Here is a 21,335-nt window from a genome sequence, read left to right as displayed (position 1 = left end):
CGAAAAATCAAAGCACCTTGGCTTCGGTCTTGAGCTTCTCGACCAGCGTCTTCACGTCGGCCACCTTCACGCCAGCCGAGCGCTTCGGCGGCTCGCTGACCTTCAGCGTCTTCAGACGCGGCGTCACGTCCACGCCCAGGTCTTCCGGCTTCACGGTTTCCAGCGGCTTTTTCTTCGCCTTCATGATGTTCGGCAGCGTCACGTAGCGCGGCTCGTTCAGCCGCAGATCGGTCGTCACGACTGCGGGGAGCTTCAGCGACAGCGTTTCCGCGCCGCCATCCACGTCGCGCGACACGGTCGCCTTGCCGTCAGCAACAACGACCTTCGAGGCGAACGTCGCCTGCGGCAGATTCGCGAGCGCAGCGAGCATCTGGCCGGTCTGGTTGGAGTCGTCGTCGATGGCCTGCTTGCCGAGAATGATCAACGAAGGCTGCTCCTTGTCGACCAGCGCCTTGAGCAGCTTGGCGACGGCGAGCGGCTGAAGGTCTTCACCGGATTCGATCAACACTGCGCGATCCGCGCCGATCGCGAGCGCGGTGCGCAGCGTTTCCTGCGCCTGCGCCACACCCGCCGACACGGCGATCACTTCCGTCGCGACGCCCGCTTCCTTCAACCGCACCGCTTCCTCAACCGCGATTTCATCGAACGGATTCATCGACATCTTCACGTTGGCGAAGTCGACGCCCGTACCGTCCGACTTGACCCGGACCTTCACGTTATAGTCGACCACTCGCTTTACACCCACTAGCACTTTCATACCGTCTCCTTCGAATGTGTCGAAGCCGGGCGCGCCGCCGTTGACGAACGGATCATGTCAGCTGCGCGCTCGGCCAGCATCAGCACCGTCGCATTAGTGTTGGTCGAGGTTATCGACGGCATCACCGACCCGTCGACGATGCGCAGCCCGGTCGTTCCGCGCACCCGCATTTCAGAATCGACGACGCTCCTTTCGTCCTCTCCCATCCGGCACGTGCCAACCGCGTGATACACAGTCGAGCCATTGTCACGCACGTATTGCAGTAACGCCTCATCGGTGTCCGCCTGACGGCCAGGTATCGTTTCGTCGACGATATAGCGGGCGACCTCGGGCTGCGCGAAAATCCGGCGGCCGATCTTGAGTCCTTCCACCATCGTGTTGCGGTCCAGTTCGCTGCTGAGGTATGACGGTGCGATCGTCGGCGCTGCCGTGATCTCGCTGCTGGTGATGTGCACGTGCCCACGGCTTTCCGGGCACATCTGCCAGACGCCGCAGGAGACACCGGGCTCCGACTCCAGCACCCCGATCCGTCCTTCGGCGAAGCTGCCTGGCGCGATCACGAACTGCACGTCGGACCGGGTTGCGAGCCGCGTCTGTGCAAAGCCGCCGACGATCGCCGCGCTATACGTCAGTACGCCGGTGCCCGACACGACGTAGCGCATCATCTCGTGCGCGAGGGCGAGTCCGTGCGAGCGCTCGTTCGCGGTACCTGCACCCCGTACCCGATAGCCGAGCCGGACTACATAGTGATCTTGCAAATTGTTGCCGACGCCCGGTAACGCAATGCGTGTTCGAATGCCCGCATTGTCGAGCACGTCCTTATCGCCGATGCCACTCATTTCGAGCAGCCTGGGCGTGCCGATCACGCCGGCGCTTAGAATGACCTCGCGGGTCGCGCGAAACTGCATCGAAACGCCTGCGGTCGTCGTCGCATTGACGCCGCTCACGTGCTTGCCGTTCATTTCGAGCCCGGACACCTGCACGCCGGTCACCACCGTGAGGTTCGGCCGCGCCATTGCAGGCCGCAGATAACCGCGCGCTGCGCTGGACCGGCGACGTCCGTCGCGGGTTTGCTGGTAGTACCAGATCGACGGACCGCGCGTGTCGCTGTTTGGATCGTCTACAAACTCGAGACCGGCCTTTTGGGCGGCTTGCACGACCGCACCGCAAATCTCCGGCGGATTCTTCACCCGGCTGACCTGGATCGGACCATCGGTGCCGCGTTGCGGACTGTTCCCCTCGGTCCACGTTTCCGAGCGACGATAGAACGGCAGACAATTGTCGAAGGTCCAGCCCTTGGCGCCCAACTGCTCCCAGCTATCGATATCCTCCGCAAACGGGCGCACATAAAGCAGGCCGTTGATCGCGCTGGACCCGCCGAGTCCGCGTCCACGCGGAAACAGGATTGCACGGCCGCCGGTCTCGGCGTCGGCCCGCGTGCGATAGCGCCATGTCACGGTTGGATGGTCGAGCAATCGCACGAAGCCGGCCGGTACGTGGATGAACGGGTGACGATCGCGCTCGCCGGCTTCGACAAGAATCACTGAGACGTTCGGATCTTCGGTGAGGCGATTTGCGAGAACGCAACCCGCCGTCCCCGCGCCGACGATCACGTAGTCCGCTGTGTACGAATTCATGATTTCGCTCCGACAGCGGCCGGTTCACGACCTTCGAGTGCTGCGATCTCCTCCTCGGCGAAACCGAATTCGGCAAGTACTTCAGCCGTGTGTTGTCCGAGCATAGGTGGCGGACGGCGGTAAGCTACCGGGCTGCCGCGAAAATTCACCGGACTCGCGATGTTCGTTATCGTGCCCGCAAGCGGATGTTCGATCTGGATGACCGCGCGGTTATGCGCGATCTGCGGGTCCTCCGTCAACGCGGTGTGATAGTCCTGCACCATCGCGCACGGCACGTCCGCGGCACTGAGCTGCCTCACCCAGTACTCGGCGGTATGCAGCAGAAACTGCTGTTCGAGGATCAGGTCGAGCGCATGCCGATTCGCGGTCCGCGCGGTGTTGCCGACAAATCGCTCGTCGCTCAGCAAGTCTTCGCGGCCGAGTGCCCTGCAAAGGTTCTGCCAGAATTTTTCGGTGAAGCAAGCCGCGAAGAAATAGCGGCCATCGGAGCCCTGATAGTTGCGATACGGCACCATCGTCGGATGGCCGCTGCCGAGGCGCTCCGGCGCTTTGCCGCTTCTTAGTGTCTCGCCGTCGCGAGGGATGGTGCTGAAAAGCGCAGCCGACAGCAGCGACGTATCGATGCGCTGACCTTCGCCATGCCGTTCACGATGCAACAACGCCGCCGAGATGCCGAACGCGAGCAGCGCAGCCGCGCCGAAGTCGGGCAACGGCGCCCCGAGCCGAACCGGATTGCCGCCGGCTTCGCCCGTCATGTCCATGAGACCTGCGACAGCTTGCACGATCGGATCGTTTGCGGGCCACGCGGCGTAAGGACCGCTCTGTCCGAACGCCGACACGCTTGCATAGACGATCATCGGATTGCGCGCTTTCACCGCCTCATAGCCGATGCCGAGCCGATCCACCGTGCCCGGTCGGAAGTTTTCGACGACGACATCCGCCTGCTCCGCCATGCGCAGAAATGCATCGCGTCCTTTCGGCGATTTCAGGTCGAGGCGGATGCTGCGCTTGTTACGGTTCTGCGACAGGAACTGCACGCTTTCGCCTTCGACGAATTGATTGCCGAGATTGCGCGAGAGGTCACCTGCGTTCGGTTCCTCAACCTTGATCACGTCCGCGCCGAGGTCGGCAAGCAGCACTGTACCGACCGGACCTGCGGTCATGACGGTGAGATCGAGAATGCGGTAGCCCGACAACGGGCCGACTTGCTTCTTATCCATGATTTGCCGCCTGGGAATGCGATGCGTCCGTGAATTCGGGACGGGGGTAATCGAGCACGTCGAAGGTGAGACGGAACGGGTCGGCCTCACCGCGCGTGATGGTCAATGCGTGACTGAAACGGTCGTCGTCGCGCTCGGGATAATCGGTGCGATAGTGGCTGCTGCGCGATTCGCGCCGCTCGATACACGCCTGCACGATGACGTCGGCAGTCGTTGCCATGTTGTCGATCGTCAACGCATCGATCACTTGATGGGGCGTCGCCCCGCCCCCTGCTGCAAACTGCGCGCGCGCCTCGCGAGCGGCGGCTAACGCGATGTTCAGACCGCTTTCCGTCTTCTCGACGAGGCAATGCGCCTGCATCGCTGCACGCAGATCGGAGGCGATACCTTGAGCGTCGAACGACGCATTCGGTTTCAGCGCCGTTTCGAGGCGCCGTGCAAGCGGCGCCACATCAGACGTGGCCGGCCCCGCGCTGCCGCGTGCGAATGCGGCCGCACTCACGCCTGCGCGATGACCGAAAACCTGACCTTCGGCAAGCGAGTTGCCGCCCGGACGATCGGGACCCCGCACGCCGCCCGCAAGTTCGCCGATCACGAAGAGCCCCTCGATGGTCGACATCGCGTCGGTGTTGGTCATGCGGACACCGCCATTCAGGCATTGAAAAGCAATCCCGACGTCGAGCAGATCGCGCTTCGGATCGAGTCCCTTGGCGCGCATCCAGCGCAGGGTGTTCGGAATGGTGGCCGCCAAGCATTCCTCGGCGATGTCGGCGAAAGAGAAATGCACTGCGCCGCGTTCCGTGCCTCTGCCCTGCGCGATTTCCGTTGCGATCGCGATATCGATGTAGCGCGACTCGTTCGAGATGGTGAACGGGAACACTTTCTCGTCCATCGCAGCCTCGGGCGTCACGCCAGTCGGCAGATAGTCCGAAAGGAATTCGCGACCGTCGCGATTGAGCATCTTAGGATGCAGGATGAAGCACGACTTGCTGAAGAGCTGCACGTAAGGGTGCACCATCGCCGGCCCGAACTGGTGGAATTCCATGTTCACGAGTTCTGCGCCATGCCGGAAGCAGATCGCCTGGCCGTCGCCGGTCATCTCCGCTGTCGACACCTGCTGCGAGAACAGACCGTGCGCGCCGCCCGTGCCAAGCACGACGGCCCCCGCCGACACAATCAGCAGCCGCCGCGAATCGAGGTCCATCGCGACCACGCCGCTCACGCGCCCTGTCGAATCGCGTAGAAGGTCGATCAGCGCCGCTGGTTGACGGGTCTCGACACCGAGCCTTCTGGCCTCGTCCGCGAGCGCGGTGACGAAGGCTTTGCCGGTTTTGCCCTTCACGCCGAGCGCCCGCGCATAGCTGCCGAAGTCGCTGCGAATGAGCTTATAGCCATCGTCGATGCGATCGAACGGCACGCCGAGTTCGATCAGGTCAGCGATGCGCTGCGGTGCGTCCTCAGCCAGAACGCGCACCAGCTCGCGGTCGATGAACCCAGCTGCCGGACGCATCGTGTCTTCGTAGTGGACCGTTGCGCTATCGTCGGGACTGCCGTAGCCGAATGCCCCCATGCTCATGATTTCGCTGGCGCCGTGCACCGTACTGCCACCCTGTCCGACCGGCGCCTTGGCCAGCATGAGGACCTTCGCACCTGCCTGTGCCGCGGACACGGCAGCACGCGACGCCGCGCCGCCACCGCCGACCACCACTACGTCGGCTTGCGTGTAGTCGACGCCAAAGCCCAATTTCTCCAATGTCCGAACTGCCGTCACGTCTGTCTCCGCTTACGATTTGAGCCCGCGCGCCACGATGTTGCGCTGGATTTGATTGGTGCCGCCGAAGATCTGGAACATCTTGGCTTCGCGGTAGTGACGCTGCATCGCGTATTCCGCGGAGTAGCCATTGGCACCCATGATCTGAATGCCGTCGGTCGCGACCTGCACGTAGGTGTCCGACGCGAAGTACTTTGCCTGCGACGACTCCACGTCGCAGCTGTCGCCTTCGTCGAGCAGCTTCGCCGCCCGAAACGCCATCAGGCGAGCGGCATCCACGCGCGTCTGCATATCGGCGAGCAGATGCGACACGGCCTGGAAGTCGATGATGGACTGCCCGAACTGTTTGCGGTCATTCGCATACCAGCGCGCAAGATCGATCGCCGCCTGCGCGCCGCCCACACACATCGCCGACAACGCGATACGCTCCTTCGACAGCACCGTGGTGAGCTTCTTCCAACCCACGTGCAGGCCGCCCACGATCATGTCCTTCGGAACACGTACTCCGTCGTACACCACTTCGCACGTCCGGATAGCGTGGCCGCCGAGCAAATCGATTGGGTTGATGGTCAGGCCTCTCGATTCCTTCGGTACGAGGAACAGGCTGATCCCGTCGTGTTTCTTCGCTTCCGGATTGGTGCGCACCGCGGTCAGAATGTAGTCGGCCTGCAGCGCGCCGGAAATCCACATCTTTGTGCCGTCGAGAACGAAGTCGTTTCCGTCGGCCACGCCGCGCGTCGTCAGCGAGGCGGCATCCGAGCCGGAGCCGTTTTCGCTCAGTGCGAAGGCAAGAAAGGCACGCCCTTCGGCTAGCTTCGGCAACACGAGGGTCTTGATCTCGTCTGTAGCAAAGCGCGCGAGCGCGCCGCCCACCATGTTCACGTTGGCATTCCAGAAGCGCGCGAGCGCAATGGTGTGATACGCGACGACCTCCAGATAAGCGGCCATGTCGAGATAGCCTCCGACGCCGCCGTACGCTTCTGGCAGCGTGATGCCGAACCATCCCTGTTCGGCTGCCACCTTCACGAGTTCCTGCGGGAAGCGTTTCTCTTCGTCGCACTGGCGAACGTATTCCGGCGATGCATGGCGCGTCAGCACGCGATTCACCGAATCTCGAAATTCGAATTGATCGGCATTCAGATAGGGTTTCAGGTCGCGCCGGTTGACCAGATTGCTTGCGTATTCGGGGTTCATGACGTCTCCTTCTTGACCGATCAGGACGCCTTGCGTTGCGCCATTTCTTGTTGCGTCTCGCCGAGCGGGATTGCACGCAACATCTGCGAACGCGACTTCGCCCCCGTCATCAGGAAGGCAAGATCCGAGCCGCTGAGAATGAAACGCGCGCCTTTTTGCACGTAGGCGGTCATCAATGCCTCGTCGTACACCCCGCCGACGCCCGGCACCTTGCCGTGCCGGCGACATGCGGCGCACACGGCGTCGACGGCGGCCGCCACACGCACATGGCCGAGTTGTCCAGTGATACCGAGATCCGCCGCGAGATCGGTCGCGCCGACCAGCAGCACGTCGATGCCCGGCACCGCAGCGATCGCGTCGGCGTTCTCGAGCCCTTCGCGGGTTTCGATCATCGCCACGACCAGCACCTCTTCGTTGATCGCGCGGACCACATCGGCGATGGGAAGAGCCTGGAAGCCGACCTGCGGCAACATGCCCGGGATCGACCGTCCGCCGGCAGGCGGGAAGCGGCACATGTCGGCGATCCGCGCGGCCTGTTCGGGTGTACTCACGTGCGGCACCACGATGCCCATCGCGCCGGTATCGAGCAGGCGAGTCGCGTGGAACGGCTCGTGCCCCGGCACGCGGATGATCGGCGTCACGCCGCCCACGAGGGCGGCTGCGCAAATCTGTGCGGCCGTGTCGATGTCCATCGAATTGTGTTCCATATCGATGAACAGCCAGTCGAAACCCGCCGTCTGCGCAATCTGCGCGATGTCGACGGTGCGGGCCTGGCGCAGCCCCATGCCGAGTGCCAGTTGACCCGCGGCGAGTTGTGCTTTCGCGTGATTCTTGATGCTTCGCATGATGGATTCTTCCGTTCAGGCGCTGGCGTCGAGCGGCTCGTCGTTCGCCAGTTCGAGGTTGATGAATTTGGTGTCCATGTAGTCGCGGATTGCGTTCGGTCCGCCTTCGCGTCCGAACCCGCTGTCCTTGCTGCCGCCGAATGGCGTCTCCGCCGTCGACGCCACGAACGTATTCACGCCGACCACGCCGGCCTGCAGGCGCTCCGTGGTTTCCAGGGTGTTGCGCATCGAGCGCGTGAAGACATACGCCGCGAGTGCGAACGGCAGCCGGTTCGCCTCGGTGATGACTTCGTCCATCGTCGTGAAAGAGGTGAGCGTCCCGACCGGGCCGAACGGTTCGTCGTTCATGAGGCCGATGTGCGAAGCGGGGTTCGCGACGAGCGTCGGCTCGTAGAACCAGCCACGACCGAATTGCGCGGGGCGTCGGCCACCGCACAGCACGCTGGCGCCTTCACTCACGGCTTCATCGACGAGACTTTCGATCGCATCGCGGCGCCTGGACGTGGTCAGCGGACCGAGATCGGTGTCCTGCTGCAACGGATCGCCGACGCGAAGCGCCCTGGAGCGCTCGACCAGCGCCTTGACGGCATGGTCGAAGATCGATTCGTGGATATAAAAACGCGTCGGCGACGCGCACACCTGGCCGGCATTGCGAAACTTGCCGAGTGACGCGAGATGCGCAAAAGCGTCGATGTCGGCATCGCGATGCACGATCACGGGCGCATGGCCGCCGAGTTCCATCGTGACCTTCTTGAGGGTCTGCGCGGACATTTCGACGATCTGACGGCCGACAGGCACCGAACCGGTGAAGCTGATCTTTGCCACGCGCGGGTCGGCCATGATCGTCGGCGTAATCGTGTCGGGTTTGCCGATCACCAGATTCACCGCGCCCTCGGGGAAACCGGCATCGACGAAACAGCGCACCAGTGCCATCGTCGCGCCGGCCGCTTCGTTCGACGGCCGGATCACGATCGCGTTGCCGGCGGCCAGCGCCGGGCCCATCTTGCGGGCCAGCAGGAGCAGCGGGAAATTCCACGGCGTAAAGGCGGCGACCACCCCAAGCGGCTCGTAATGCACCAAATACCGTCCGCCCTTGACGCGACCTTCGTAAGACATGCCGAACACACGGCGCGCTTCGTCGGCGAACCAGTCGATCGACTCAGCGGACGCATTGGCTTCCCCACTGGCCTGTGCGACCGGCTTGCCTGTTTCCAGCGCCACGATTCGCGCGAGCTGCGGCGTGCGTTCGCGGATCAGCGTCGCTGCCCGGCGCAGCAGCGCCGAGCGCTCCCACGGCGTGAGCTTGCGCATTGCGGCTGAGGCCTCGGTCGCGGCGTCGATGGCCTCCGTGACCTGGGCCCGGCTGGCCAGCGGCAGATAGCCCAGCCGCTGTTCCGTCGCCGGATTGATGGAAATCTGGCCGTTGTCAGCCGTCGCGGCTTGCCAGCGGCCTCCGAGCAGCAAGCCGTGCTCGCGGTAGTGCGCTTCTAGTTCCATTGCCTCCTCCTGATAGGTATCGCGGATGTTCCCGGCTTTGTAGGTGCTTTCCCGGGCTCGTATTGCATGCACTCTTTTTCTTATATCAACACCTTGACATAGAAGTGTCAACACTTTTAGAGTGTGTGTCAGCGAAATGCTGTCAGTCGTATGCATTTCCGTCGCTGAGGTCACAAGAAGAACGCCACCGGCACCGCCGAATGCGTCACTCAGCATTTCCTTTCATGGAGCGAGACGAAATGAGTTCGTATTCCCGTCGTACCTTTCTTCAAACCCTCGGAGCCGCCACGGTGGCGGCGACGGGGACCGTCGCTTTGCCATCCCTCGTTCGGGCGCAGACCGCGCAGTTCAAGCTGAAGTACGCGAACAACCTCGCGCTGTCCCATCCGCTCAACGTTCGCGCGAAACAAGCGGCGGACGCCATCAAGAACGAATCAGGCGGCCGTGTCGATTTGCAGATTTTCCCGAACGGTCAGATGGGCACGGATACAGACATGCTGTCGCAGGTTCGCTCGGGCGCCATCGACTTCCTGACTCAGGGTGGCGTGGTGCTGTCGACCCTCGTGCCGGTCTCGGCGATCAACGGCATCGGCTTCGCGTTCAAGGATTACAACCAGGTCTGGGCAGCAATGGACGGCGAGCTCGGGAGCTACATTCGCGCGGCGATCTCGAAGGTCGGCCTCGTCGCGATGGAGAAACCGTGGGACAACGGCTTCCGGCATCTGACGAGCTCGGTCAGGCCGGTGCAAAGCCCGGCCGATCTCAAAGGCCTGAAAATTCGCGTGCCGGTCAGCCCCCTTTGGACCTCGATGTTCAAGGCGCTCGACGCCTCGCCCACCAGCATCAACTTCAGCGAGGCGTATTCGGCGCTGCAAACCAAGGTCGTTGATGCAGAAGAAAACCCCCTCGCTCTGATCGAAACGGGACGCTTCTATGAAGTCCAGAAGTTCTGCTCGCTGACCGGCCATATCTGGGACGGCTTCTGGTTTCTCGGCAACGCGCGGTCTTGGGGCGCGCTGCCGCCGGACTTGCAGACCATCGTGGCGAAACACCTGAACGCGGCCGCAGTGGCTGAACGCGCGGACGTCGCCGCACTGAGCACATCGCTGATCGGAAAGTTGCAATCGCACGGGATGGCGTTCAACAAGCCCGATATCCAGCCGTTCCGTGCCGCGCTGCAAAAAGCCGGCTTTTACGATCAGTGGCGCAAGAAATACGGCGACGAAGCCTGGGCGTTGCTCGAAAAGTACACGCAGAAGTTCGCATGAGCGCGGACCATCGAAGAGTTTCCGGAGAGCGAGTCATGACTTCCCAAGTTCATCCCGAACAGGTGTTCGCCCCAGACATGGGCGTCCCGAAAGACCGACATCCGACATCGAAAGTCGTGCGCGTCGGCAGCGCGCTGGAAACGGCAATCAAGTGGATCACCGAAGTGCCCGCCGCGTTGCTGCTGGTGGCCGAGGTCGTGCTGCTGCTCACCAACGTTACCTGCCGCTACGTGCTGCAGGATCCGTTGATCTGGGGCGATGAACTCGCGTCGATCCTGTTCATCTGGCTGTCGATGCTGGGCGCGGTGGTGGCGTTGCGGCGTGGCGAGCATATGCGGCTGACGATGTTCGTCGCCAGGATGTCTCCGCAAAAACGCGCGTTTGCGGAAACGCTTGGAAATTTCATCGTGATGACGTTTGTGCTGCTGCTGGTGCGGCCGGCGACCGACTGGGCAATGAACGAGTGGATAATCAGTACGCCGGCACTGGATCTGCCGAATACCGTTTCGGCGGCCGCCATTCCAGTGGCGGCTGTGCTGATGCTCGTACTCGCCATCACCCGGTTGCTCGAACGCTCGTCGGTGCGCGATTGCGCGAAGGCTGTCACGCTGGTGGGCGGGGTCGCGATTACGCTCTACCTTGCACGGCACGCGCTTGCGCCACTGACCGCCGTCAGCCTGATCCTTTTCTTCGCCGTGGGCGTGGTCACGATCATCTGTCTCGGCGTGCCGATCATGGTCGCCTTTGGCGTGTGCACGTTTGCTTATCTCGCAACCGTCACCGGCGCACCGTTGTCGATCGTCGTGAGCACGATGAATCAGGGAATGTCCAGCCTGATCCTGCTCGCCGTCCCGCTGTTCATCCTGCTCGGCGCGCTGATGGAAGCGATGGGGCTCGCCGAAGCGATGATCCGCTTCCTCGCCTCGCTGATCGGGCATAAACGCGGCGGCCTCGCTTATGTGCTGATCGGCGCCATGTACCTGGTGTCCGGCATCTCCGGTTCGAAGGTGGCGGATATGGCCGCTCTCGCGCCGGGCTTGTTCCCGGAAATGAAAAAGCGCGGGGCGAATGAAGGCGACCTCGTCGCAATGCTCAGTTCGGCCGCGGCCATGTCGGAAACCATTCCGCCGAGTCTCGTGCTGATCACGATTGGGTCGGTAACCGGCGTTTCGATTGCCGCGCTGTTCACAGGCGGCTTCATGCCGGCGGTGGTCGGCGCGGTAGCACTCGCGGCAGTCGTCTGGTTCAGAAGCCGCGGGGAAATCCTGCAAGGCGTGCAACGGGCCTCCCGGGCCGAGGTGGGCCGCGCATTCATGATCTCGCTGCCTGCGCTCGCGCTGCCCTTCGTGATCCGCGCCGCCGTGGTCGAAGGGATCGCAACCGCGACGGAAGTGGCGACGATCGGTGTCGCTTACACCAGCGTGGTCGGTTTGTTACTGTACCGCCGCTTCGACTGGAGCCGGCTCTATCCCATTCTCGTGGAAGCGGCCTCGCTGTCCGGCGCGATCCTGATCATCATCGGTTGCGCAACGGCAATGGGATGGGCGCTTACGCAGTCAGGCTTCTCCGCGCAACTCGCGACCTTGATGATGGCAGCGCCCGGGGGCTCGCTCGGCTTCCTGGCGATCTCCGCCATTACGTTCGTGGTGCTCGGCAGCTTCTTGGAAGGTATTCCGGCAATCGTACTGTTCGGGCCGCTCCTGTTCCCGATCGCGCGTGCGATGGGTATCTCCGACGTGCACTATGCAATGGTCGTGGTATTCGCGATGGGACTGGGCCTGTTCGCGCCACCGCTTGGCCTCGGCTTTTACGCTGCGTGCGCGGTCAGCAAGGTCGATCCGTCAACCGCAATGCGCCGCGTGTGGCCCTATCTGGGGGCGTTGGCGGTGGCTCTCATGGTGATAGTGCTGGTGCCGTGGGCTTCGACGGGTTTCCTGCAATTAAAATAGGGTATCGAATGGCACAGAAAGGGCAATGGACATGAAAAACGCGTCCAACAGTGAACTGAACGGCAAGGTGAACGCGCGCGCGCCCGAGGTGATTGCGTCGAAGCTCGACGACATTCGCGATCGGGTGCGCGCCATGATTCAGCGCGGGGACTTGCGCCCTGGTGAACGGGTGAACGAGCAGGCGCTCGCAAACCAGATCGGCGTCGGCCGCAATTCGGCGCGCGAGGCCCTGCGCGCGCTCGAACATGCGGGGCTCGTGCGAATCATCCCCAATCGGGGCGCCGAAGTACGGCGACTGTCGCTCGAAGAGGCGATGGATCTCTACGAGATTCGAGCAGGGCTCGCACGCACGGCGGGACGTCTCGCCGCGCTGCGTCTGACCACCGACGAGGAGCAGTTGCTGAGCATTCTCGTCGAGCAGATGGACTCCGCCGTGGCTGAGCGCGACACCGCTCTGTATCAGACCCTGAACACCGAGTTCCACCGTCAACTCATGGCAGCGACCAAGAATCCGCGGCTGATCACGATCAACCAGGCTGTCGAGGACGAACTGACGCTTTATATTCACAAAGGCGTGTACTCGTTCACGCAGATGCAGCGTTCTTCGAAGGAACACCGCGAGCTTTTCGAGGCTCTCCGCGCGGGTCAGGCCGACGCGGCCGCACAGGCTTTCGAGAATCACGTGCAGACGGGCAAGAAGCGCATGCTCGACACCGTGTCCACCAATCCGTCCGATCGTTAATGAGCTTGGAGTCGCTTGTTGAAAACCATAGTCTTTCTGGACCGCGCGACGCTGGCGGCCGATCTACCCGATTTTTCGTTCCCGCATCGCTGGGTCGAATATTCTTCCACTACGCAAGAACAGGTGGTGCAGCGCTGCCGTGACGCGCAGATCGTCGTGACCAACAAGGTGCCGCTAACGGGCGAGGTGCTCGCGCAGTTGCCGCAACTGGAAGTCATCGGCGTGCCGGCCGCAGGTGTCAATCATCTGGATATGGAAACATGCCGGCAACGGAGCATCGAAGTAGTCGCGTGTCCTGGCTATTCGACGATCTCCGTGCCGGAGCACGCGTTCGCACTGATGCTCGCGCTGCGTCGCAACCTGGTTCCTTACTGGAACGACGTCTATGCTGGACGCTGGAGCGGCTCCGCCACTTTTTACGCTGAGCTGCATTCGATCGAGGATCTGTATGGCTCGACGCTAGGTATCGTCGGTGCCGGTCACGGTGGAAAGCGACTCGCCGAACTGGCCCGCGCGTTCGGCATGCGTGTGCTCTTCGCCGAGCGCAGGCACGCCAAGGCGGTGCGCGAAGGCTACGCTGCATTCGACGAGGTGCTGCGTGAGGCGGATGTGATCAGCCTGCACTGCCCGCTTACCGACGAAACGCAGCATCTCTTCGGTCTCGCCGAATTCGAGCGAATGAAGCGCAGCGCGTCGCTCGTGAACACCGCGCGCGGCGGCATTGTCGACGAGGCGGCGCTGATCGAGGCGCTCGACCGCAAGTTCATCGCGAATGCCGCGCTCGACGTCCTCGAGCAGGAGCCGCCAGCGGTGAATCATCCGCTGTTAGCCAGGGCGCGCAAGGATCTGATCGTGACTCCACATGTCGCATGGCGGACTCAGGTGGCGATGCAGCGGCTCGTCACACAGCTCGCGCAAGGCATCGAACAGCATTATGCGCGGCGCTGAGAGCGAAATTCGACGAGGTAGTGTTGCGCATCTTCAAGCTGCTCCGCGCCGTCGCGGCAGGCTTGGCAGCGCCAGACGGAAGCCCAGATGGTGATTCATCTCAGCGCCCAGCGCCCGCTCGATCAACGCTTTCTTGAGAGCCAGCGTCGCGGCATTGATGGCTTCGGCCGTCATCGGGCCATTGCCGAATTGTTCGAGCAGCTCATCGGGGATCGCCGGTAGGTCCGCAGGTGCGGTTTTTTGTTTGCGAGGCATATTTTCTCCTGGGGAGCATCATATGCCTTGAACACGAAATTACTGACAGGCCCGATCCGCAAGATCGGGAAAGTCCAGTGAGTGCCCGCGCGATTCGAGGGAACGGCGAAGCTGCGACCCCTGATACAGCGTGAACTTGTCAGCCGGACCGAAGTAACCATTGCGCACGACATTCATCACCGCATCCGGGAACGTCTCGCTGAAAGCGCTCAGCAGTTCAAGGCTGTCACGTTGCCGGTTGATCACCCACAGGACAACAAGCCGGCGCTGAAGCTCGGCAAGCGCTCCGGCCAATGTCGCGCCGAACTGCTCAACACCGGTCTGGCTCGTGCCGCCGTGTTGACAACGATCGCAGCGTCCCGTTGCTCGTCGCAGAAATTGACGAGGCCGATCCAGCCGTTTGCATCGTCCAGGTTATAGGCGATGCAACGTATCTCATCCTGAACCGCTTTCATTACGTCCGGATTGGCGGTATCGGTTTCTACCAGCGCCGCATGAATATCCCGCCGTAGCAGATAATCGGCCAGCGCGAGCGCAACAAAGCTCTTGCCCACGCCGCCCTTGCTGCCACCAACGAGATAGATGGGGTAAGTCGTCATGCCCATTTGAATCCTCTAAAGGTTCTCGGTGTCGGGCCGGATCTCGAATTAGAACGCGTCACGCATCACCATGCTTCCGGGCCTGCTGACTGGCTTTCCCCCATCCTGCTTTTGATTTTCCCTGACAACCTCCTCGCGCGGTACATCGGCCTTACTTACCCTCTTCACGCGAGGCGATGGCGCGGCATTGCCTCGCGCCGGTTCCTTTGCAGCCTGCCGAGCTGGCTGTTCTTTCTTCGATTGGTATAACGCGTATTTGACGGAGCCAACGCTAAAATCGACGCCCTTCTTCCTTGCATGTTCAACGATTTCTTCCAGCGTATATCCCTTCTTTCGCACCGCACCAATCACCAGACGCATCTCTTTCATCGCATCGGTAATCGAGACGCGCTGCTCGGCCTCTGGCTTGACCGGCAGTGACTCCAGAGAGCGGACAAGCTCATCCCATTGCGCCCGGGTATAGCTTTTCGCAACCGGCATGGCTCGCTCCGTCGTGCTCTCTCCATCCCATCTTGTTCACTCAGGAAGACGCAGTCAACACCTGTTCTTCGCCGGATTTTCGCTATCGGAGCGTCAGGGAATCAGACGGATCGCGCTGGAGCAAAAGAAATATTTTGGATGCGTCTGGCACGAGCAACGGACCGGTCCGATATACGGAGAACGTAGCGAAGGGATGCCGAGCAGACCCCACGACGGTGCAGGCGCAAAACGATCACAGGCAACGGACTGAATCGTTCTGGTCACCGTGATGCACACAATGGAACTGCGAGCCGACAGAGACACGATAGTCTCGCAGATTACATCCCTTACTCTGCGAACTTCCGATAGCCATGCATGCATTCGGAAAAGACCCAGCATATTTTGCAAATCAACACCCGCCCGAAGCTGTATCGACGTTGCCGATTCAGCGCGCGCGATTGTCGACTCCAACAGCGCCATCGCAGACATCTGGCATTCAAATATCGGCCGTGGATCAGATCACTACGCAGGAATTTGCCCGCACAGTACGCAGACTCGATCAATCGATATCCCGCACTTACGCGGCGCGGTACGCGGTCGCGCAAAGAGAGACCAGCGGACTTATTGGGAGTATCCTGCGGACGCCACTGGTTACCTCACGGAAATTCTCGACTAACCTCGCCGAGAGCGTTTAGCCAGCAGATAAAAAACGACATTGAAACAAGGGATGGCAGGATAGGCTACCGCCGGATTTGGGCGCCGTATGCAATGTCTGTAAATCGGGGACGACGGATTTGCGCGTTTAGTCAAGTCGGTCTCGTCGATCATCGATACCGAGGGCCTCGCCCGCAGGTGTCGGCACCGCCCCATCTCGCACCAACAGGGGCGTCTAGCGAAGCTTCCAGTGCATTGATCCGTTGAGAAACCGCACCGCGGGTGATGTTCAATGCACTGGCCGCTCGCCCGAAATGCCCCAGTTCTACGACAACGGCGAAGGTCTCCAATTGCTGGCGATCGAATACCATACTCCCCCTCGTCAGCGTCGTGCACGCGCCCGACGCGGCGCAAGGCTGACGGGCGAGGCCACGTCGGGACTACCGCTCGGGCGCTGCGAACCGGGCTCCATGCGCAAGAAACGGTAGCCCAACGCCACGCCGCCTCCCCCGTGGTATGGCTTGCGCAATCGCCTCGGTCGGCCCTGATGGACGCTCGGCTACAATCAGCGAATCGATACCGTGGGTTAGCGATACGACGCCCACCTCATGAAAGACGGCGCGCGGTACTATCTTCGTCGGCCCCGTCCCGTATACCCCTGTCCCATGGAACTGAAGCAGATCCAGTACTTCATCGCGCTTTTCGAAGAAGGCACCGTCACGCGCGCCGCCAGGCGGCTCAACATCGCGCAACCAGCGCTCAGCATGCAGATCGCCAAGCTCGAAACGGAGATTCGGCAGAAGCTCTTCGAGCGTGGGCCGCACGGCATGGCGCCGACCGAAGCCGCACGGTTGATGTACCGCCTTTACACGCCGATCATGCGCGACATCGATCACGCACGCGAGCACCTGAGTCGTCGCGATGTCATCGTGACGGGCCGCGTGTCGCTGGGCATGGTGTCGTCGGAGGCGCAGAGCGTATTGCCCGAATCGCTCGCCAGATTCGATGCGCTTTTCCCGCAAGTCGAAGTCTCCGTCGCCGATGGCTTCAGCGCGCAACTGATCGACGCTGTCGAATCTGGCCGGCTTGATGCCGCCATCATCAACAAGCCGCGCGGACGGCTGACGCTCCACGTAGAGCCTTTGCTCGTCGAAGAAATGGTGCTGGTGACGAGCGTGGTGCATGGCCCAACGCTGCCCGACGAGATCGATCTCACGCAGCAGTCGGGCATCGAATTCGTGCTGCCCACGCGCCGCAACGGCCTGCGAGGCGCGCTCGATGCCGCGCTGATGGCGGCTGACGTCGTCATCAAGCCGAAGTTTGAGATCGATCTGCTCAGCACCATCGTGCAGTTCGTTGAGCAGAGCAGTTTCGCGACAATCCTGCCGCGCGTCGTCGTGCAGGCGAAAGTGGACGAAGGGCGCTTGCGCGCACGCACGATCGCGTCGCCGCCGATCGTGCGCCACATCATTCAGGTCACGCATCCGAAGCGGCCGATCGGGCCGGCCGCCCAGGCGCTCATCACGATTATCACTGATGAGATAAAGCGCGTGACGACGGGTGTTTTGGGGAAACAAGCGCCTTAGCGGCCGCGTTCCAACGGCTCGCGCGCACTACTCGGAACGTCGCTGCGCGTGCCGAACAGCGTGTCGCAGATCGGGAACGTGAGGTTGAAGTTCTGTGTCGCCATCACTTCGGGATCGTGGTGTGTGGCGTGCAGGCGCCGCACTGTGTTGACGAGCGGAACGCGGTCGAGGAACGGGCTGTCGGTGACGTGTGAGAGCGTATGCAGGCCCTCGTACATCAGAAAGTACGCCGCCATCGTGAGCAGCGCGATGTAGCCTGCGTTGCGGGAGAATACGAACCCAATCACGAGCGCGAACGGCACGGCCGCCAGCACGAACGCAACCGGCGCAAAAGGCGGAAACAGCAGCGCGCGCCAGTGACGGTGACCCTTGTATTCAAGCGTCACATGCGTGAAGAACCGGTGATGGACGGCGCAATGGCGCTTGTAGATCATGCTGAAATACTTCGTCGGACGATGCAGCACGTAGCGGTGCGCCGCCCATTCCGCCCAGTTGCCGAACAGAAAGAGCGGAATGACCGCCAGCCATTCGGCGAGCGTCGGTGCATGAAGCTGCATCAGGCAATACACGATCACGCCGCCGGTGAAGAGCAATGTGAAGCCGAGGTGCATTTCGCCGCGATACCACCATGGCGTGGCATTGACATACTCGTCACGGAACTTGTAGGAACGCGCACGAACGTCTTCTTCGAATTTCATCGATGTCTCCGGCTGTTGTGAAAGGCGTGCGCCCGTTGGCGTCCGCCGTTATGCCCAATGACTCAGGAGGGACTGCGCGCGGAACCGCCTTCGAGCTTGCCGAGCGTCTCGGGCACGACGAATGCGCCCACGAGAAAGATCACGCTGATCGCGCCGACGAAGATGGCTAGCGTCATCGGCAACTGACTCGCGTCCTTCGCCACCAGCGACACAGCCGTCGGCATCACTCCGCCGATCGCGAAGCCGATATTCCAGGAGAGGCCCGTGCCGGTCGCGCGGATCGAGGTCGGGAAGCGTTCGTTCAGGAAGATCAGGACCGGCGCGTAGCCGGCGCTGCCGAGCGCGCTGAGAAGGACTGCATAGACGCCGACCATCATGATGCTGTCTGCGGTAGGCAGCAGCAAAAATAGCGCGGGCAACGCGATGAGCCGGATGATGCCGATCAAGATAAACGCGCCCTTGCGTCCGATGAACGTACTCACGTGCCCTGCCGCGACCGAAGCGATCACCACGGCCGCGCTGCAGATCATCAGGATCGCAGCGGCGGCACCGTTCGGCGCATGACTCACGACTTTGAGGAACGTCGGCAGGTAGCCCGATGTCAGGTAGTAGCCGCTGCCGCCGCCGATAGTCAGCAGCAGATTGACGAACAGCACGCCGCGATATTCACGCGAGAAAAGCGTGCGGATCGGCGAGCGCGCCACTTCGACGGTCGCGCTCTTGACCTGCGCGGTGGCCCTCGCAGCCTTTTCGGCGGCGAGCTTCTTCCACAGAGGCGACTCTTCAAGGCTGTTGAACACGAAGAGACCAAGCACCGAGCTGATGATGCCGGTGAAGAACATGCAGCGCCAGCCCCATACGTCAAAGGCATCGCCGGGGAAAAGCGCCGACATCGCGAGGAACGTTACTGAAGCGAGCAGCGCGCCGAGTCCCGCGCCGCCGCCGCCGATCAGCCCCGACACCGCGCCGCGATACTTCGGCGCGACGGATTCGGTGCCAATGGTATGCGTGGATGCGACCACGCCGCCGACGAACACGCCCTGCACGAGACGCAGCAGCAAGAACAACACCGGCGCGACGATGCCCGCCTGGGCGACCGTCGGCAGCACGCCGAAGGCCGCCGTCGACACGCCGACGCCGACGACCGCGACGATCATCGCGCCCTTGCGGCCGTGACGGTCCGCGTAAGAGCCGAAGAGCGCGGAGCCGAGCGGCCGCATCAACAGCGTCACCGCAAACGACGCGTAGACCGCAGCGAGCGAAAGCATCGCGTGCTCGGACGGGAAGAACAGACGCCCGACGACCGGCGCGACGTACAACAACACGAACAGGTCGAACAGATCGAGCGCCCAGCCCATGCACGACGCCAGCACCGCGCCCATGATCTGCCGCTGATTAACCGGAAGCACGGTGGCCCCGTCTTGCGCTGCTACAGACATTTGTATCTCCTTGTGTGTCACAGGCACGCTTTGTTGGATGCGCGCTCTTGTCGAGGTTGAAAAATCGTCAGTGGGCCGCGGCGAGCGGCGATGCCACGCTCGCCCGTCGCTGGGCAACCATCGCATCGGCGATTTTCTCGGCGATCATGATGGTCGGTATGTTCGTATTCGCCGATGGCAGTCGCGGCATCAGCGATGCATCCACAACGCGCAGCCCTCGTGTGCCTCGCACGCGGCCTTCCGTGTCGGTGACGGCGTCGCAGTCCTGCGCGCCACCCATGCGGCAGGTGCCGCTCGCATGCCACACGCCGAACACGTTCGCGCGGATGAAATCGGCGAGCGCGCGGTCGTCGGCAAGCAGCGCGCCCATCTTCAGCCCGCGCGTGAAGAAGCGTTCGATCAGCAAACGCCTCACGGGCGCGGGCGTATCGAGCAGCGCGCCGAGCATCGAAGTCAGAAGCGCATTGCCTTCGCCTACCTTGCTCAGCGCCTTCACGCGCGGCGAGAAAGCCGCCGGAAAGAAGTCACGTAAATCGCGTCCCAGACCCGATGCATCGACAATGCGGGCCAGCATCCGCACGCCAGCGGCGAGCCGTTGCAGATCGCGTTCGTCGTCGAGCAGATTCAGATCGACGCGCGGCGCAACGGCCGCATCGGGCGATGCCAGTTGCACGCGGCCACGCGAATACGGCCGGTTGCACCACAGGAAAAAGAGGCCCAGCCGGTTGCCGAGCGCATGCCACGCTGCGCGCGTCGCGCTCGACAGATACAGATCCGACTCGTCGCAGCCCGCGACGCCCGAACTCATGCGCGCGGCCATCATGCTCGCGCGGCGTCGCGCGAGCGGCATCCGAAAGCGCGGCTCGAGAAAATGACAGAACGTGAGCGACGGATGATCCTGCAGATTGCGTCCGACGCCCGGCAAATCGACCGTACACGGGATACCCATCGCCACGAGTTGGCGCGCATCGCCGATACCGGCGCGCATCAGCATCGCGGGCGACTGCAACGCGCCCGCGCTCAGCACCACTTCGCCCGCATCGAAACGCACGCGCTCGCCGTTCGCCGCAATCGCGGCGACACCGCGCGCCGTCGCACCTTCCATCACGATGCGTTCGACGCGCAGATTCGAATAGATGCTGAGATTCGGGCGCTTGCGCGTGGCTTCGTCGAGATAGGCGATGGCCGTCGACACGCGCTTGTCGTCGATGTTCGAGAACGCGCCCGGAAAGAAGCCGTCGCCGAATTCGCCGTTCTGGTCCTGAAGTTCCGCGAAGCCGTTCGCGCGCAAACCCTTCGCGAATGCATGACAGAACGCCGGCCAGTCCTTCGGCAAGATGCGGCGGATCGGTACGGGACCGTCGCCGCCGTGCAACTCGCCGCCGGGAAAGTCCACGTCGCGTTCGAGCTTGCGAAAGTACGGCAGCACGTCGCGCCACGACCAGCCTTCGGCGCCGTTCGCGGCCCATTCGTCGTAGTCGCGCGGCAGCCCGCGATTGGCCGACTGCACGTTGATGCTCGACCCGCCGCCCATCACGCGACCCTGCTCGTAGACGCGCGGCGCGGCGTGCTGCGTGGCTTTCGCTTTCAGATCGGGCCAGATGTACGTGTCGCCGCAGAAGACAGGCATCGGATAGCTGTCGAGTATCGCCGCGGGCACCGCGCCCGGCGGCGTGTCGGCGCCCGCCTCGATCAGCGCGACGCGCACCGACGGCTCCGCCGACAGTCGATGCGCAAGCACGCATCCTGCCGAGCCGCCGCCTACGATCACGTAGTCGAAGCGATCCATCGCGTTGTCTCCTCTTGTCTCGTCCGCC

At 62.6% G+C, this 21,335-nt stretch carries 16 protein-coding genes and 3 pseudogenes; 5 read left to right on the top strand and 14 right to left on the bottom strand.

Features of this window, described 5'->3' with window-relative positions; translation table 11 throughout:
• Nucleotides 1–7: 7 nt before the first annotated feature.
• From P5W99_RS07120 to P5W99_RS07090, 7 genes are read right to left on the bottom strand one after another with little or no spacing between them, the layout of a single operon-like run.
• Nucleotides 8–757 (bottom strand): electron transfer flavoprotein subunit beta/FixA family protein, encoded by a 750-nt coding sequence (locus tag P5W99_RS07120; RefSeq protein ID WP_421023882.1) that lies wholly within the window; start codon nt 755–757, stop codon nt 8–10.
• Nucleotides 754–2,394: a GMC family oxidoreductase gene (locus P5W99_RS07115; RefSeq protein WP_434662335.1), complete on the bottom strand. Its 1,641-nt coding sequence runs from the start codon at nt 2,392–2,394 to the stop codon at nt 754–756. The genes P5W99_RS07120 and P5W99_RS07115 overlap by 4 nt, the downstream gene beginning before the upstream one ends.
• Complete coding sequence (locus tag P5W99_RS07110; protein WP_421079422.1) at nt 2,391–3,614, bottom strand: CaiB/BaiF CoA transferase family protein; 1,224 nt, start codon at nt 3,612–3,614, stop codon at nt 2,391–2,393. The genes P5W99_RS07115 and P5W99_RS07110 overlap by 4 nt, the downstream gene beginning before the upstream one ends.
• Nucleotides 3,607–5,385: an FAD-dependent oxidoreductase gene (locus P5W99_RS07105; RefSeq protein WP_434662332.1), complete on the bottom strand. Its 1,779-nt coding sequence runs from the start codon at nt 5,383–5,385 to the stop codon at nt 3,607–3,609. Before P5W99_RS07105 ends, P5W99_RS07110 begins: the two co-directional genes overlap by 8 nt.
• A gap of 12 nt (nt 5,386–5,397) precedes the next feature.
• A complete protein-coding gene (locus P5W99_RS07100; RefSeq protein WP_421079420.1) occupies nt 5,398–6,579 on the bottom strand; it encodes an acyl-CoA dehydrogenase family protein in 1,182 nt (393 codons plus the stop codon).
• Between the two features lie 20 nt (nt 6,580–6,599).
• Complete coding sequence (locus tag P5W99_RS07095) at nt 6,600–7,424, bottom strand: HpcH/HpaI aldolase family protein (protein ID WP_434662329.1); 825 nt, start codon at nt 7,422–7,424, stop codon at nt 6,600–6,602.
• 15 nt (nt 7,425–7,439) lie between these two features.
• A complete protein-coding gene (locus P5W99_RS07090; RefSeq protein ID WP_421023876.1) occupies nt 7,440–8,921 on the bottom strand; it encodes an NAD-dependent succinate-semialdehyde dehydrogenase in 1,482 nt (493 codons plus the stop codon).
• A 239-nt stretch (nt 8,922–9,160) separates the two neighbouring features.
• On the opposite strand from P5W99_RS07090, the gene P5W99_RS07085 reads away from it, so the two are divergent.
• The 4 genes from P5W99_RS07085 (at nt 9,161) to P5W99_RS07070 (ending at nt 13,828) form a co-directional block, all read left to right on the top strand.
• Nucleotides 9,161–10,189 carry a TRAP transporter substrate-binding protein gene (locus P5W99_RS07085; protein ID WP_421025208.1) on the top strand — a complete coding sequence of 343 codons (1,029 nt, stop codon included), beginning with the start codon at nt 9,161–9,163 and terminating at the stop codon, nt 10,187–10,189.
• A gap of 77 nt (nt 10,190–10,266) precedes the next feature.
• The gene (locus tag P5W99_RS07080) at nt 10,267–12,138 is read left to right on the top strand and encodes a TRAP transporter large permease (RefSeq protein WP_421079585.1); all 1,872 of its coding nucleotides are present in this window, start codon (nt 10,267–10,269) and stop codon (nt 12,136–12,138) included.
• A 31-nt stretch (nt 12,139–12,169) separates the two neighbouring features.
• On the top strand, nt 12,170–12,880 hold the full coding sequence (locus tag P5W99_RS07075) for a GntR family transcriptional regulator (protein WP_421023875.1): 711 nt from the start codon (nt 12,170–12,172) through the stop codon (nt 12,878–12,880).
• 18 nt (nt 12,881–12,898) lie between these two features.
• On the top strand, nt 12,899–13,828 hold the full coding sequence (locus P5W99_RS07070; protein WP_421023874.1) for a D-2-hydroxyacid dehydrogenase: 930 nt from the start codon (nt 12,899–12,901) through the stop codon (nt 13,826–13,828).
• A gap of 55 nt (nt 13,829–13,883) precedes the next feature.
• Here P5W99_RS07070 and P5W99_RS07065 read toward each other — a convergent pair.
• From P5W99_RS07065 to P5W99_RS07050, 4 genes and pseudogenes are all read right to left on the bottom strand, one after another.
• Nucleotides 13,884–14,083 (bottom strand): annotated as a pseudogene (locus P5W99_RS07065) (IS256 family transposase); the annotation flags it as partial.
• Between the two features lie 51 nt (nt 14,084–14,134).
• A pseudogene (locus P5W99_RS07060) lies at nt 14,135–14,688 on the bottom strand (protein mobD); the annotation flags it as partial.
• 42 nt (nt 14,689–14,730) lie between these two features.
• Nucleotides 14,731–15,162: a hypothetical protein gene (locus P5W99_RS07055; protein WP_434662326.1), complete on the bottom strand. Its 432-nt coding sequence runs from the start codon at nt 15,160–15,162 to the stop codon at nt 14,731–14,733.
• 814 nt (nt 15,163–15,976) lie between these two features.
• Nucleotides 15,977–16,166 (bottom strand): annotated as a pseudogene (locus P5W99_RS07050) (LysR family transcriptional regulator); the annotation flags it as partial.
• A 294-nt stretch (nt 16,167–16,460) separates the two neighbouring features.
• Here P5W99_RS07050 and P5W99_RS07045 point away from each other — a divergent pair.
• Entirely contained in the window at nt 16,461–17,381 is a 921-nt protein-coding gene (locus tag P5W99_RS07045; RefSeq protein WP_057928653.1) for a LysR family transcriptional regulator, read from the top strand.
• On the opposite strand, the gene P5W99_RS07040 is transcribed toward P5W99_RS07045, so the two are convergent.
• The 3 genes from P5W99_RS07040 to P5W99_RS07030 all read right to left on the bottom strand — a co-directional run bounded on the left by P5W99_RS07040 (nt 17,378) and on the right by P5W99_RS07030 (nt 21,307).
• On the bottom strand, nt 17,378–18,079 hold the full coding sequence (locus P5W99_RS07040; RefSeq protein ID WP_057928652.1) for a sterol desaturase family protein: 702 nt from the start codon (nt 18,077–18,079) through the stop codon (nt 17,378–17,380). The two genes, P5W99_RS07045 and P5W99_RS07040, sit on opposite strands and share 4 nt — an antisense overlap.
• A 62-nt stretch (nt 18,080–18,141) precedes the next feature.
• Entirely contained in the window at nt 18,142–19,518 is a 1,377-nt protein-coding gene (locus P5W99_RS07035; RefSeq protein ID WP_057928651.1) for an MFS transporter, read from the bottom strand.
• 67 nt (nt 19,519–19,585) lie between these two features.
• Nucleotides 19,586–21,307, bottom strand: coding sequence for a GMC family oxidoreductase (locus P5W99_RS07030; RefSeq protein ID WP_421023872.1), 1,722 nt, complete (start codon nt 21,305–21,307; stop codon nt 19,586–19,588).
• Between the last annotated feature and the right edge of the window lie 28 nt (nt 21,308–21,335).

This window comes from Paraburkholderia sp. A3BS-1L (assembly GCF_051125215.1).
GTDB lineage: Bacteria > Pseudomonadota > Gammaproteobacteria > Burkholderiales > Burkholderiaceae > Paraburkholderia.
Note: the sequence above shows the minus strand (reverse complement) of the source record. Positions and strands in the feature narration are given on the sequence as shown.